Origin of the sequence: Mucilaginibacter sp. UYCu711 (assembly GCF_050433825.1) — a bacterium.
Taxonomy (GTDB): Bacteria; Bacteroidota; Bacteroidia; order Sphingobacteriales; family Sphingobacteriaceae; genus Mucilaginibacter.
In genome coordinates this window covers 138558-151346 of sequence record NZ_JBNPWM010000002.1, presented here as the reverse complement: position 1 = coordinate 151346, position 12789 = coordinate 138558, and the positions used below count along the sequence as shown (strand labels likewise).

Genomic DNA, 12789 nt, shown 5'->3' with positions numbered 1-12789 from the left:
AGATCTACCATGAAAAAGCTTTTATTGCTCCTAACTTTTTGCACATCTGTAGCCTTCGCGCAGGAAACCGTTAAGCAAACCTCGCAGTTTAGCATTGCCGGAAAAGTTAAAAAAGGATCTGTTATAACTATGGACAGCCTGAAACAATACACCATACAAACCATTGGCGATATTAAAATAACCGACCACACCGGCGTTTTTAAGCACAAGGACGACAAGCTAAAAGGCATATTGATAAAAGATGTGTTAAGCCATACCCTATTTAATGTAAGCCCAAAGCTATTAAGCACCCTGTACTTTGTATTTGTTGGTGCCGATGGCTACAAGGTTGTTTATTCATGGAACGAGCTTTACAATACCGAGGTGGGCAACCATGTATACATCCTGATGGAAAAGAATGGCGTTAAAGCCGCCGATATGAAAGAAAGCCTGCAAATGACCTCCATGATGGATATGAAAACAGGCCGCAGGTATCTGCATAATTTGGATAAGGTTATTGTGGGGATGGCGGAGTAAGGAGGCGCTTACTTATCGCTTGTTGGTAATAGCGCTCTTGGCTTGCCCCGCTCTTGGGCGCGGAGCCCCAGTTACTTTTTCCTTGATGAAAAAGTAACCAAAAAATCAAGTCAGCAAAGAGGATTCTTTGCGCTCGGGGCCTTTGCCCGGCAGTCCAGGTAAAACCTCGGGCCGCGCCGCTTTTGCGCAGCTATCGCACCCACAGCCCCACGCTTCAGCAAAATCTGCGGATGCCCGTGCCACTGCACAACCCACCATTGTTTTACCTTCCCTCACCCGAAGCTTTTTTGGTGACACTTTGCACACTACCTACATCATGCTAATATTAGAGATTATATAAGGGTGCTTAAAATAAGAGCAATCTTGTTTTATAGCTAAACCCGTCAGACGGGCAGCTTCGGTCGAAATCAGATAAAACAAGTAGGGCAGTGCGGCTGCAAAGGCATTGGTAATTTTGCCGGAAACGGTAGCCTTGCGCGACAATAGGCGGCAAAAGGACCCGGCCTTAGGTTTTAGCTGATTTGCAGCGCAGTGGCCGGTGTGGCAAAGAAGCATCCCGTCTGACTTGATTTTTTGTTACTTTTTGATCAAGCAAAAAGTAAAAGGCCTCCGCGGCCATAGCGGGGCAAGCCATGAGCGCATAGGCAAAAAGCTATCGCTAAGAAATATAAATCTCCCCGTCAACCAACCCTTCCAGTTCCACCGGGTTATGGCTAACAATTAAAACCGTAGCACCTATCTGCTTAAAAACTATCTTTAGCTCGCCTATCAATTCACTTTTCATTTCAGGGTCCAGAGCCGAAAAAGGTTCGTCCATTAACAGCAACTTTGGCTTAATAGCCAGCGCCCGTAAAATAGCTAAACGCTGCTGCTGCCCGCCGGATAGGTGGATAGGTTTATGATCGGTCAGCGTATCCAGCTTACCTAAAACTAACAGGCGGTTTATCCATTCGGTATCATTAGTGGCGTATTGCAAATGTTCTAAAACTGTCATATTTGGAAACAGCGCGTAATCCTGGAAAACAAAGCCGGGCATCCGCTTTTGCGGGGCGATGTCGATGTTTGTGTCGGTGTCTAACCATACAACATCATCAACAACTATCTTTCCCTTGCCGGGATTAACCAGGCCGGCAATGATCTTTAAAAAAGTGGTTTTACCTGCGCCTGATGGTCCGTATATTTTCGTAATACTGCCGGAGGCAAACTGATGCTCAATTTTTAATACGCGCTTGCCGTGGTAAACTTTCAGGTTTTTCTCTATCGCTATATCTATCATTCTAACGGAGATTTAGCCTGGTACTTATTGAATATAAAAACGCTTATCACCATTATAAATGTAATGGCAAACAGGATGAGCGAATAATTATTGGCCGCGGCATAATCCATCCGCTCAACCGAATCATAAACGGCGATGGATGCTACGCGGGTTACATTTGGGATATTTCCGCCTATCATCAGCACCACCCCAAACTCGCCCAGCGTATGGGCAAAGGTTAATACAATGGCGGTCAGCATTGATGGTTTAATGTTAGTCAGCAACACGCTTTTAAAGGTCTGCCACGGGCCTTTACCCAACGTATACGATGCTTGTGCCAGCGAAGCGGGTAATTGCTGCAGCGCCGATTTAATGGGGCCGATCATAAAGGGCATACTATAGATGAACGACGCCAGCACCAATCCCTTAAAGGAAAAAACAAACTGAACATCAAAACTATCCTGCAGCCATTTGCCCAAACCATGCGCCGGACTAAAAGCCAGCAACAAATAAAACCCCAGCACCGATGGCGGCAGCACCAGCGGCATGGTAATAACAGCCTCTATCAAAGTTTTAAAAAACGACCGTCCTTTTGATAGCCACCAGGCTATGGGTACACCAACCAACAACAGCAATAAGGTTGTAATTGCTGCAAGCTTTAACGTAAGCCAGATTGGTGATAGGTCCATTTACTGTTTATTATAGTGTGCGGTACCCGTATTGCGCAAAGATCTTTTTAGCGTCGGCGCTTAACAGGTAGCGGTAAAACTTTTCGGCATCGGGGTTGGCGGCACCATGTTTTAATATCACTGCGCCCTGTTGTATCGGGTCGTAACTTTTTGGGTCGATGATTTTCCAGAACAGTTTGGTTTTATTGGCCGGGTCTTTCACCAAGGCCTGCGTAGTGAAGCCTACACTAACCACACCCGTAGTTATATAAGTATTTACCTGCGCTATGCTTTCGCCGTAAACCATTTTGCTTTTCACGTTATCCAGTATGCCTTTTTTCATTAACAGGGCAGCTGCCGCCTTGCCATAAGGCGCTACAGCGGGGTTTGCTATCGCTATCTTTTTTATAAGCGGGGTTAGTAAGATCCTTTCCCAACGCTCGAAGCCAAGGTCCCTGCTGCTGCAAATAATAAGATTACCCAGCGCGTAAACCTTGGGGGCCTTAGTGGCAAATCCATCTTTATATAGGGTCTCGGGGAAATCCATATCAGCCGATAAAAAAACATCGAAAGGCGCGCCGTTCTTAATTTGCGCCACCAGTTTGCCCGATGAGCCAACGATAGGTTCGATATCAACACCGGTTTTTTGTTTAAAATCCTTTTGCAATACGGTAATGACAGATTGCAGGTTAGCGGCAGCAGCTACCTTTATTTGCTGCGCGAATGCGGGGGCGACAGTTAAAAGTGCAATAGCCGGTAATAAACAAAGCTGTTTAATTGTACCGGCAAGATGTTTTATAATATTCATCGCTATAAACATAAAGTGTAAATATAGAACGAATTATTAAAAGTTAGATTGCGTGGGGTTGCTTAACGATGGCCTTAAAAGCGGTGGCCTGGTGCGCTTCCCTCCCCTGGGAGGGCGGAGGGGGTTAACAAAGCGATGGGTTGCTGGTAACTGCAAACTCACAACGGCCAACTGAATTTGGGCGTTCCCCTCCGGGTCAGGCTTTCCGCTCATACTGCGCAGGCATTAGGCGCGGCCATGGCAAAGGCCGCGCCCGGCAGGTATCCGCTTCTACCCCTAACGCGGGCCGATGCTTCACACTCGCCACCACGTCATTGCGAGGAACGAAGCAATCTCTGCACTTACTAATCAAAATCCTGTCAGTTGGTAAAGTCACGAGTACGCCCGGCAGTGGCCTGCGCTGCATACTCGCGCCAGCTGGGGAACATCCTGTTTTCAGGTTTGCAAAAGACTTTTATTTGGCTCACGATACCGATCCGAGAAGTTTCTTAAAGTATTATAATCGTTTTAAGCAGTCGGGTAATGAACTGGATCTGTTGCCTGCTAAGCGTGGCCCCAGGTATGCTACCAGGCGGCCTGCGCCTGATGATGAACAACAAGTGCTTGATCTGCGATTGCGGGGTTGTAATAAGTTTGAAATAGCTGACCAGCTTAAACAAAAATCAAATAACTTTAACCCATCAGCGTCAGGTGTATACAACATTCTGAAGCGGCACCAAAAGAACCGTTTACAGGTAGCGGATAAGGAAGTAGAGGGAAAGATCATTAAAGAACGTATGGGCCAGTTAGGATATATTGACTGTCATCACCTAAGCAAAAGTGTGATAAGAGGACAAAGCAGGAAACTATATCTGCTTTGCGTGCATTGAATTTGATTATCTATCAGTTACGGCTGCTTCAATATCTTCCTTGATAAAAACCCATTCTTTGCCTTTTAAGCATATTGGGTTTAAATCATTATCTGCGTCAGCAAAATCGGTAAAATTGTTTGTGATCAACGGCCCGTCATGCGTCCATTCAAAACGTTGTTTATGCAAATCAATCATGGCAGTAATCGGATACCGGCTAAGCAGTTCGTGTAGATCCCAAAAATCTTTCTTTCTTCCGCCTCGCTGCACTACATCAACCTTCATCGCAATTATTTCTTCCACGGTAGCCATTCGTACGCCATCTTCATAGAATAGATCTTGAAAAAATGGATCCATGGCATAATATAGATCCACTTTAATAACGCTCTCTGCATCAGTTCCTACGAGGTAGGATTTTCCCATACCCGGATTCCCCCCAAATTCACCGGCTACGTATCCAAATGTTTTTTTAAGCATGGTTTCAATGGCATCAAAATCAATAGTACCATATTTTACATCTGTAAAAAGATCTATGTCAACAGATATCCGATGACCCAAGTACAGACTTAAAGCCGTGCCGCCCACCAATCTAAAGTCTTTTAGTTCTTCGGCAGCCATTAAGGTTAGCAAGCAGTCTTTTAAAATGCTATTAACTGTGTTCCAATAAAGCATTATTGTTTTGGTTTGATATGTGCCATTACAGGTATGGTGTTATTTTCTATCCGGTCACTACCTGTTACCTCTTTAATTTTGTCTTTACCGTAAAGCATAAAAATTTCCTTTTTTTCATCATCATTACCACGCTCAAAAACACGTTTAATAACGGCTTTATACTGCTTTTCCCAATCGATCTTATTGATATCCGTATCCCAAAAAAGTATTTTTCGGATAACAGAAAGATTAGGGTGCTTTCCTGAATTACTTTTTTGTTGCTCTTTTTTTATTTCGTAATAAGCCTGGAGCAAAAGCATAGTCCCTTCTTCTAACCCTAATGCTTTATCAATCTTTAAAGAAAGAGCGGACGTTAAACCCCGTTGGCCTTTTGTTATGCCATTTAATGTTTGCGGATATTCCTGCAATGAAAGCGCGAAAGGACCTTTTTTAAGGTTCCTTTTCTTAAGCTCGCGTTCCAGTATAAAGCCCGGGTGAATGCCTTTATATTTCTCTATTACTATTTCCACAAAACAAAGATAAACAAATTTGTTTATAAATTAAAGTTGCACAAATTTGATTATCGGATATACAACCCACCACGAGGTATAAATCTGGTAGCTTGGAATTTAGCCAAAACTATTTACATTAGCCTTTATATAAACCAACAAGCCTATTATCCATAGGCTACGCCGAAAGCTTACCTGAAAAGAAGATTTAATTATAAAAAGCAATAATTATGAAGATAAGATTATACCTATGTCTGTGTATTTTATTGGGGTTAACGCGCTTTGTAAGTGCGCAGGTTCCGCCGGGGAAACTGGTTAGAATTTCCGTAGTTCCTGATCATGCCGATTGGCTGTATAAGATTGGCGAAAAGGTAAAGTTTAATGTTACCATTAGCCAATACAATGTAACCTTAAGTAATATAAAGGCTGATTACCAGGTTGGCGCCGAGCGGATGCCGCCCGCGGCCAAAGGATCGTTTGTTTCGGCAGATAAGTCGTATACGATAGACGGCGGCACTTTAAAAGAGCCCGGGTTTTTGCGCTGTAGTGTAACTGCCGAAGTAAACGGCATAAAGTACCGCGACCTGGCTACGGTCGGCTTCGAGCCCGAAAAAATTAAGCCTATGGCCGAACTCCCGGCGGATTTTAAACAATTTTGGGATCAGGGGAAAAAAGAGCTCGCGGGCACCCCGATGGAGAACCGAATGACCTTACTGCCCGAGCGCTGCACCCAAACGGTAAATGTTTACCAGGTTAATTTAGCCGGGTACAAAGGGTCGCGCGTATACGGCATACTTTGTGTACCAACCAAGGCGGGCAAGTTCCCCGCTTTGCTGAAAGTGCCGGGTGCCGGCATAAGGCCCTACAACGGCGATATTGGCATGGCTGATAAGGGCATTATCACCCTTGAAATAGGCATCCACGGTATCCCCGTAACCATGGACCCAGGTGTATATGCCACCCTGGCGACCGGTGCTTTAGCCGGCTACCCCAACATTAACCTGGACGACAAGGACAGGTTTTACTATAAAAGGGTTTATTTAAACTGCATTAGGGCTAACGACTTTCTGGTTTCGCTGCCGCAGTTTGACGGCACTACGCTGGCCGTAACCGGCGGCAGCCAGGGCGGCGCGCTCAGCATTGTAACCGCGGCGCTGGATGAGCGGGTAACTTTCCTGGCCGCCATGTACCCCGCCTTATGCGACTTAACGGCCACCCTAAAAAACCGCGCCGGCGGCTGGCCGCAGTATTTTGAAAACGCCAACATGGCCTTCAACAATAAAAAGGATAAGATAGCTACCTGCGGATACTATGATGTGGTAAACTTTGCCAAACAACTAAAAGTACCCGGTTTTTATACATCGGGATATAATGACGAGGTTTGCCCGCCTTCGAGCACGTTTGCGGCTTACAACAGCATTACTTCGCCCAAAACATTTGTCCCTTTTGCGGATACCGGCCATTGGCAATACCCCGAACAGGGGGACTTAGTGACCAAATGGCTGCTGTCGCAGTTTCATGTTAAATAACTAAATAAAAGCCTTTCACAGCACAGCACGTGATTAAATGTAACAGGACGTGATATATGGGAAAAAACAGGTGAGATGTGGGTGAAAAACGGCAACAAACGCCGTTTCAAATGTTTAAACATTTTTTATTTTCACAATTATCTTATTATCAGATATTTAAATGGAAATCTTGTTTCATTTTGTTTCACGCGTTTTTTGCAAGCGATTGATAGTCAGCGCGTATGGCCGAAACCTTGTTTCACGTGTTTCATTTGTTTCACACACACGTGAAACAAACAGCGCATAGCTTGTGCTAAGCGGGCGGCGGTATCGGGCTCTTTTTCAACGCCTTAGCTACCGCCATAACGTTCGCGGCTACCAGCTTCCCTGTCTCTATCGACCAGTCCTTCCTGAAATCCGACTTTAAATAGGCCTTGCCGGGTCCGGGGCCATTGTTCCAATAGGTATAGCTTTGCGGCGCGATGGTAAAGCCGACATCCATCAAACCGTGGGCTATTTCGGCGACAACGTGGCGGGCGCCGTCTTCCTCGCCGGTTACCACAAAGCCCGCTACCTTATTATAAGTTACCGGCCGGCCCTGTTTGTCCCGCGCCGAATAAAGGCCGTTAATGCGCTCCATAACACGCATAGCCATGCTTGATAGGGTGCCCATCCAGGTGGGCGTTGCCATAATTAAGATATCGCTTGCCAACAGGTCCTCCAATATAGCCGGCCAGCCGTCGCCTGCACCCATGTCTGATTTACTGCCTACGATAATGTTATGGTCGGCAACCCGTATCATTTTTACATCGGCACCCAGCTTTTCCAGTTCCTTTATTACCTCAAGGGCCAACGCTTCGGTGTTTGATGCCTGCGGCGACGGCTTTAGCGTACAGTTTAATACCAGTACTTTCATATATAGCATTAACCTTTAACCCGGCATAAAGTTTACCAACAAAAAAAGGCGACTGCCTAAACAGTCGCCCTTAATGTGCAATGGCGTGTTATTACTTAATCGTTAGGCGCATCAGTTGGCGTGCCTACAATTTTATATACTTTGTCGCCGTTGGTATCAACCGCATCCTGGAAATAGTATCCTTCTTGGGATACATAGTATCTCTGTCCGTTAAGCTTTATTATTTTACAGCCTTCGGGCAGGTTATCAACCAGGTCGCCAACTTGCGGCAGGTCATCTGCCGGGCTGCCGTTATCAACGGTATTCAGTTCGCCGTCTTTACCAGCTATCTGGTAAGCTAAGCTGCCATCGTCTTTAGTTATCGGCTGATAGTAAACACCGTTAAGCTCATAATATTGCATACCGTTTATGGATATGGCCTGTGCTTTTGCAGGTAGCTTATCTATAGCTGCACCTATTGGTGGTTCAACTACGGTGTATTCATTGTTTTCCATCTGCCTGTAATACAGGCCTTCGTTATAAAAATATTGATCGGCACCGAAATAAAATGGATAATACCCGTATGGCAACACGCTTAAGTTAAAGCCCAGTTGCGGAGTATAATAAGTTTGATAATAGCCACGGTTGCGGTAATAAAATCCGCGGGACCTTGCTGTTATATAGTTGTGGCCAAATTGTAACCCCGGATAGCTGCGATAGCTATTGCCACGACGATAATCGAAGCCGCTGCTTCTGCCCTGGTTGTATGCGCCGCCTCTTGGGTTATATGAATTAGAATTACCTCTTTGGGTTATACCCGGATAGCGGCGCCCACCATTGTTAGGGTTGGCCGGTGTAAAAACAGGTTGCGTCCTATGTTCTCCACCACGTGGCTCTAAGCTTTGTGTTGTACCAACAGCGTTATTGGCACGGCCACGATCGAAAGAGTTTGGTTGCTGTTGTGACTGGCCTTGTTGGCTGCCACCACGCTGCACTTGTGGCTGCTGACGTTGGGGAGCCTGTTGTTGCGTAGCCTGTTGCTGCGGTGGTTGTTGCCGTGGTGCCGACTGTTGTTGAGGCGGCGGGCTGCTGCGTTGTACTTGCGGTGCAGGTGCTGCCGGTGGCGGAGTGGTTTTAGTATCGCTATGTTCGCCACCCCTTTGTGCGCTGGCCGAAAGTGCCACGCCCAAGCATAATATAGCGCTTAAAGCAAATCCGGTTAAATTTTTATATGTCTTTCTCATTTTAGTGATATTATGTAATTGTTATAAGGCCGATTGTTACTTTTTAGACAGATAACAGCGTAAAAAGTTTAATGGTAACAAAAATAACGTTAATACCCAGGATCAAGTATAATAAGCGGATGAATTTAAACGCGAAAGGTTACAGGCTTTCGGCAATAAATATTAGCGGCTCGTGAAACTCCAGGGTAAAAAAGCCATCGGCTATAGTTTTGTATTCGTCTTCGTCGACCTCCTCTAATCCCAATGTTTTTAAAGCGATTGTTTTTGACAGGATATTAATTATTTCGCCGCCCGGTTTCCACTTGCCAAATCCCGAGCTTACGGCATAGATCTTTTGCTGATCATAAAAGATCACAAGGTTTATTTTATCGGCAAATGGCAGGTAATCATCCAGCTCAAATTCATCGGTTACGACATTAACAGAAGGATAGCCCTGATTGGTTAAATAATTAAGGGCCGCAGCTATCGTGGTATCCTTACCCACAGGCAGCCATTTGATGTCTGATTGCAGGTTGTCTATTGCGTCATCGGTAATTATCCAGTCTATTTTAATGCCATAGGCGTTTAGCTTTTCGGCAATGTCCGGTGTGACGATCAGGGTTGGACTCCATTCCAGCAACTGACCCAGTTGCTCATCATCAAAATTATCAAGCCCAAGTACCAGTAGCGCCGGCTCCTGTTTTTCGCGAACAATGTGGTGTGATGACATATGATCCTTAATTAATGTGATTAATGATGCCGCTGATTAATATATCTTCTTATAAAACGCCTTAACAGCCCCGGCCGGATCAGGCGATAAATTTACCGCTGCAGATACCGCTATGCCGTAAACGCCTGTTTCTAATAAAGCGTCAACATCAGGTAACCGGATACCGCCTACGGCAATAACCGGGATCTCTACCATCATTCGTTGCAGCTGTCTATATCCTTCAAACCCCATAAGCAGGCTGTTGTTTGGCTTGGTATTAGTATGTGCAAAGGGCCCGTAGCCGCAATAATCAACCATGCCGGTTGCCTGGACAGCCAGCAAACGTTTAACATTTGTTGCCGATCCGCCCAGGGTTTTATCCTCGCCTATCTGCGCCCTGATGGAAGCAAAGTTAGCATCAAGGTCTTCAATATGCACACCTTGTACATCAACCTTATCTAATAAATGGTAATGGTTTGTGATGATGAGTGTTGTTCCCCAATCGTCGCAAATGGCAGCAACCTGGTTTATCTCGGCAACCAATTCATCGTCACTTTTGGTAAGGCATCGGTACTGCAGCCAGTTTGCCCCGGCCTGGCAGGCTATTTGCGCTTGTTCAATATGGGTGCGGTTGGGAAGATCCTGGGTTAAGTAATGGAATTTGGAAATATATTTTTTCATGAAAGACGGTAGAATTTGCAACTAAATTAAGCAATGCAAACACACTATAACCGCAAATCTTTTAATTGTGATTCTTCCAGTACAATCCGTACGCTTTCCTTGCCTTTATACTCCCATTTTATTAAACGGATGCAATTATCCGCCATCTCAATACCGGTAATATCCCCGTCATCAAAACAACAGCAACCGCTGTTAAAATAGCTGTCTAAATAGCCTTTAAAATCGGGCGGTCGAAAGTCATCTAAATGCAGCTTGTCAACTCGCGCCTGTATTACCGCTTGGTTTTCGCCGGTGGCGGATGCCAAACTTTCGTACAGTATCTCCAGTTCGGTTAACGACCGGAACACCGGCTGGTGCGTATGCCCGGTAATTAAAATAATGTCTTTTCGTTTCGAGCTCCACTCATACATCAGGCGGTTATGGTCGGTTTTTAACTGGTCGTTATTTGCCGGCGTGTTGGGGTTTATCCGGAGGTAGGATTGAAAAGGCGCCCATACGTCGGACACGAACCATTTGCTGAACCAGTTACCATCGCTTTGCAGGTCGCCCTGGTGTCCGTGGGTTAGGAAGATGGATAGTTTTTTGTTGTTGACGATGGTCTCCAGGATTGCGCCCTCATAAACCTTAATTTGTTGCCCGTAAATTTGGAGCAGGCTTACAATTGCCAGCGGATCGTTGTCCCAATACAAGTCGTGATTGCCAAAAATTTTGATGAATGCACCCCGCGCTAAAAACAGCTTTTCGGCTTCGAAGGTATTTTTATTGTGCTTTTTAATGGTGAGGAACAGGTTTTCCCAAAGCTCTTCGCTATCCCCCAGGTTAATGTAACAAAAACCTTGTTTATTATAATGATCTAAAGCTGCTAAATAGTTTTTGGCTGACCGGGCAAAGATGTCCGATCCGTCCCTTGCCCCTTTATGCTGATCGGAAAGGATGATGAACCTGTCTTCACCGGCATTAAACGGAACAACCAACCCGCGCTTACCAGGGTTGGTTGTTATATTTTGATAAAGATCACTCAGCGCTTTGTTAACCCGTTTTTTATCAGGCCGGGATGACCATTTATTGGCTAACCTTATAACAGGTTTAGTTAATAAGCGTTGCAGGAATTCGCGCATGGTCTGTTAACATATATTGCTCATAAATGTTGCAGGGAATATAGCGTATTAAAAAATTTAAACTAACTATTTATGGCAGTGAACTTAAACAGCCGCGAGCTTAAGTTTTTAAAACTATCGGGCACCGAACTTACCTATAAGGAAATTGCCGAACAAATGTGCATAAGCGTACGCACCGTTGACGGTTACCGCGATCAGCTTTTTGAGAAACTGCAAATTAAAAGCCGTGTTGGACTGGTATTATACGCCATAAAAAATAACCTGATAGAATTGTGATTTGCTAAAAATATTAGCAATATTTGTGCTATGGCACATCAGGATAATCCGGATTTTTTTAAGGGACGCGGCGCGCAGGTTAATACCGATAACAAGTTTTTAAAGCGCAAATATGTATTGGATCATATAGAGGGATTGGATGAGCCGCTGCTTGAAAATAGGGCGACCCAATTATTTGAGGAGACGCCCAAAAAGATAGTAAGCGAATCAAACAGCCCTGATCTGAGCAATATGTATTCTATTAACCCTTACCAGGGGTGCGAGCATGGCTGTATATATTGTTATGCCCGTAATACGCATGAGTATTATGGCTTCAGTGCCGGACTGGATTTTGAGCGTAAGATCATCGTAAAACGCAACGCGCCTGAGTTGCTGGAGAAATATTTTAACAAGCGCAATTACCAGCCGGTAGTGATCCTGCTATCAGGCAATACAGATTGTTATCAGCCCATAGAGCGCCGCTTAAAAATTACCCGGGCATTGCTGGAAGTATTTCTGCAATATAAAAACCCGGTAAGCATTATCACCAAAAACAATGTCATCATCCGCGACCTGGATATAATTACCGAACTGGCTAAGCTGAATTTGGTCCATGTCAATGTATCAATCACTTCGTTAAACGAACCGCTAAGGCAAAAATTGGAACCACGTACGGTAACAGCAAGCGGTCGATTGGGTGTGATACAAAAGCTATCAGAAAAAGGTGTACCGGTAAGGGTTATGGCCGCGCCGATCATCCCCGGATTAAACAGTAACGAGATCCCGGATATCATTAAGGCTGCTGCCGACCGGGGCGTGCTATCGGCCGGGTTTACCATCGTGAGGCTGAACGGTAGCATAGGCGAAATATTTACCGACTGGATCCACAAAGCCTACCCCGACCGTGCCGAGAAAGTTTTAAATATGATCCGCGCCTGCCATGATGGTAATTTAAACGACAGCGAATTTGGCCGCCGCATGCGTGGCGATGGCCCGGTTGCTCAATCTATCAGCCAGTTATATAAGATGGCCTGTAACCGTTTTTTAGCCGGCCGCGAAATGCCACCGTATGATTTTAGTTTATTTACGCCGAAGGGAGGGAAACAGACGAGTATGTTTTAGAAATTGCAGGAAAAAACGAAAGT

General features: G+C 45.2%; 15 protein-coding genes. 5 read left to right on the top strand and 10 right to left on the bottom strand.

Going from position 1 to position 12789, the window contains the following annotated elements:
- Positions 1-9 precede the first annotated feature (9 nt).
- Positions 10-516, top strand: a complete 507-nt coding sequence (locus ABIB50_RS04720; protein WP_429377692.1) for a hypothetical protein — start codon at positions 10-12, stop codon at positions 514-516.
- A 658-nt stretch (positions 517-1174) separates the two neighbouring features.
- Here the strand turns inward: ABIB50_RS04720 and ABIB50_RS04715 are convergent.
- The 3 genes from ABIB50_RS04715 to modA are packed head-to-tail and all read right to left on the bottom strand — an operon-like array spanning position 1175 to position 3247.
- Positions 1175-1792, bottom strand: a complete 618-nt coding sequence (locus tag ABIB50_RS04715; RefSeq protein WP_429377690.1) for an ATP-binding cassette domain-containing protein — start codon at positions 1790-1792, stop codon at positions 1175-1177.
- Positions 1789-2460: a molybdate ABC transporter permease subunit gene (gene modB, locus ABIB50_RS04710; protein ID WP_429377689.1), complete on the bottom strand. Its 672-nt coding sequence runs from the start codon at positions 2458-2460 to the stop codon at positions 1789-1791. The genes ABIB50_RS04715 and modB overlap by 4 nt, the downstream gene beginning before the upstream one ends.
- Positions 2461-2470: 10 nt before the next feature.
- Complete coding sequence (modA, locus tag ABIB50_RS04705; RefSeq protein WP_429377687.1) at positions 2471-3247, bottom strand: molybdate ABC transporter substrate-binding protein; 777 nt, start codon at positions 3245-3247, stop codon at positions 2471-2473.
- A gap of 140 nt (positions 3248-3387) precedes the next feature.
- Between modA and ABIB50_RS04700 the strand changes: the two genes are divergently transcribed.
- Positions 3388-4116: a hypothetical protein gene (locus ABIB50_RS04700; RefSeq protein ID WP_429377685.1), complete on the top strand. Its 729-nt coding sequence runs from the start codon at positions 3388-3390 to the stop codon at positions 4114-4116.
- A gap of 6 nt (positions 4117-4122) precedes the next feature.
- Here ABIB50_RS04700 and ABIB50_RS04695 read toward each other — a convergent pair whose 3' ends face one another.
- Complete coding sequence (locus ABIB50_RS04695) at positions 4123-4713, bottom strand: nucleotidyl transferase AbiEii/AbiGii toxin family protein (RefSeq protein ID WP_429377683.1); 591 nt, start codon at positions 4711-4713, stop codon at positions 4123-4125.
- Between the two features lie 53 nt (positions 4714-4766).
- On the bottom strand, positions 4767-5276 hold the full coding sequence (locus tag ABIB50_RS04690) for a helix-turn-helix transcriptional regulator (RefSeq protein WP_429377681.1): 510 nt from the start codon (positions 5274-5276) through the stop codon (positions 4767-4769).
- Positions 5277-5485: 209 nt separating this feature from the next.
- On the opposite strand from ABIB50_RS04690, the gene ABIB50_RS04685 reads away from it, so the two are divergent.
- Positions 5486-6784: an acetylxylan esterase gene (locus ABIB50_RS04685; protein ID WP_429377679.1), complete on the top strand. Its 1299-nt coding sequence runs from the start codon at positions 5486-5488 to the stop codon at positions 6782-6784.
- Between the two features lie 292 nt (positions 6785-7076).
- On the opposite strand, the gene ABIB50_RS04680 is transcribed toward ABIB50_RS04685, so the two are convergent.
- The 5 genes from ABIB50_RS04680 to ABIB50_RS04660 form a co-directional block, all read right to left on the bottom strand.
- A complete protein-coding gene (locus tag ABIB50_RS04680) occupies positions 7077-7679 on the bottom strand; it encodes a flavodoxin family protein (RefSeq protein WP_429377677.1) in 603 nt (200 codons plus the stop codon).
- Positions 7680-7774: 95 nt separating this feature from the next.
- Positions 7775-8902, bottom strand: coding sequence for a DUF6515 family protein (locus ABIB50_RS04675; RefSeq protein WP_429377675.1), 1128 nt, complete (start codon positions 8900-8902; stop codon positions 7775-7777).
- Positions 8903-9041: 139 nt separating this feature from the next.
- Positions 9042-9611 carry a thiamine diphosphokinase gene (locus ABIB50_RS04670; RefSeq protein ID WP_429377673.1) on the bottom strand — a complete coding sequence of 190 codons (570 nt, stop codon included), beginning with the start codon at positions 9609-9611 and terminating at the stop codon, positions 9042-9044.
- Positions 9612-9647: 36 nt separating this feature from the next.
- Positions 9648-10271 carry a thiamine phosphate synthase gene (locus tag ABIB50_RS04665; protein ID WP_429377671.1) on the bottom strand — a complete coding sequence of 208 codons (624 nt, stop codon included), beginning with the start codon at positions 10269-10271 and terminating at the stop codon, positions 9648-9650.
- A 44-nt stretch (positions 10272-10315) separates the two neighbouring features.
- Entirely contained in the window at positions 10316-11389 is a 1074-nt protein-coding gene (locus ABIB50_RS04660) for a metallophosphoesterase (RefSeq protein ID WP_429377669.1), read from the bottom strand.
- A gap of 72 nt (positions 11390-11461) precedes the next feature.
- On the opposite strand from ABIB50_RS04660, the gene ABIB50_RS04655 reads away from it, so the two are divergent.
- Both ABIB50_RS04655 and ABIB50_RS04650 read left to right on the top strand, forming a co-directional pair.
- A complete protein-coding gene (locus ABIB50_RS04655) occupies positions 11462-11665 on the top strand; it encodes a response regulator transcription factor (protein ID WP_429377667.1) in 204 nt (67 codons plus the stop codon).
- A 30-nt stretch (positions 11666-11695) separates the two neighbouring features.
- The gene (locus ABIB50_RS04650) at positions 11696-12766 is read left to right on the top strand and encodes a PA0069 family radical SAM protein (protein ID WP_429377665.1); all 1071 of its coding nucleotides are present in this window, start codon (positions 11696-11698) and stop codon (positions 12764-12766) included.
- Positions 12767-12789 lie beyond the last annotated feature (23 nt).

Bases quoted from the DNA above. Each gene is read 5' to 3' on its own strand.
- ABIB50_RS04660 (WP_429377669.1), bottom strand. From the start codon at position 11,389: ATGCGCGAATTCCTGCAACGCTTATTAACTAAACCTGTTATAAGGTTA.
- ABIB50_RS04655 (WP_429377667.1), top strand. From the start codon at position 11,462: ATGGCAGTGAACTTAAACAGCCGCGAGCTTAAGTTTTTAAAACTATCG.
- ABIB50_RS04695 (WP_429377683.1), bottom strand. From the start codon at position 4,713: ATGGCTGCCGAAGAACTAAAAGACTTTAGATTGGTGGGCGGCACGGCT.
- modA (WP_429377687.1), bottom strand. From the start codon at position 3,247: ATGAATATTATAAAACATCTTGCCGGTACAATTAAACAGCTTTGTTTA.
- modB (WP_429377689.1), bottom strand. From the start codon at position 2,460: ATGGACCTATCACCAATCTGGCTTACGTTAAAGCTTGCAGCAATTACA.
- ABIB50_RS04715 (WP_429377690.1), bottom strand. From the start codon at position 1,792: ATGATAGATATAGCGATAGAGAAAAACCTGAAAGTTTACCACGGCAAG.
- ABIB50_RS04675 (WP_429377675.1), bottom strand. From the start codon at position 8,902: ATGAGAAAGACATATAAAAATTTAACCGGATTTGCTTTAAGCGCTATA.
- ABIB50_RS04680 (WP_429377677.1), bottom strand. From the start codon at position 7,679: ATGAAAGTACTGGTATTAAACTGTACGCTAAAGCCGTCGCCGCAGGCA.
- ABIB50_RS04650 (WP_429377665.1), top strand. From the start codon at position 11,696: ATGGCACATCAGGATAATCCGGATTTTTTTAAGGGACGCGGCGCGCAG.
- ABIB50_RS04665 (WP_429377671.1), bottom strand. From the start codon at position 10,271: ATGAAAAAATATATTTCCAAATTCCATTACTTAACCCAGGATCTTCCC.
- ABIB50_RS04720 (WP_429377692.1), top strand. From the start codon at position 10: ATGAAAAAGCTTTTATTGCTCCTAACTTTTTGCACATCTGTAGCCTTC.
- ABIB50_RS04670 (WP_429377673.1), bottom strand. From the start codon at position 9,611: ATGTCATCACACCACATTGTTCGCGAAAAACAGGAGCCGGCGCTACTG.
- ABIB50_RS04685 (WP_429377679.1), top strand. From the start codon at position 5,486: ATGAAGATAAGATTATACCTATGTCTGTGTATTTTATTGGGGTTAACG.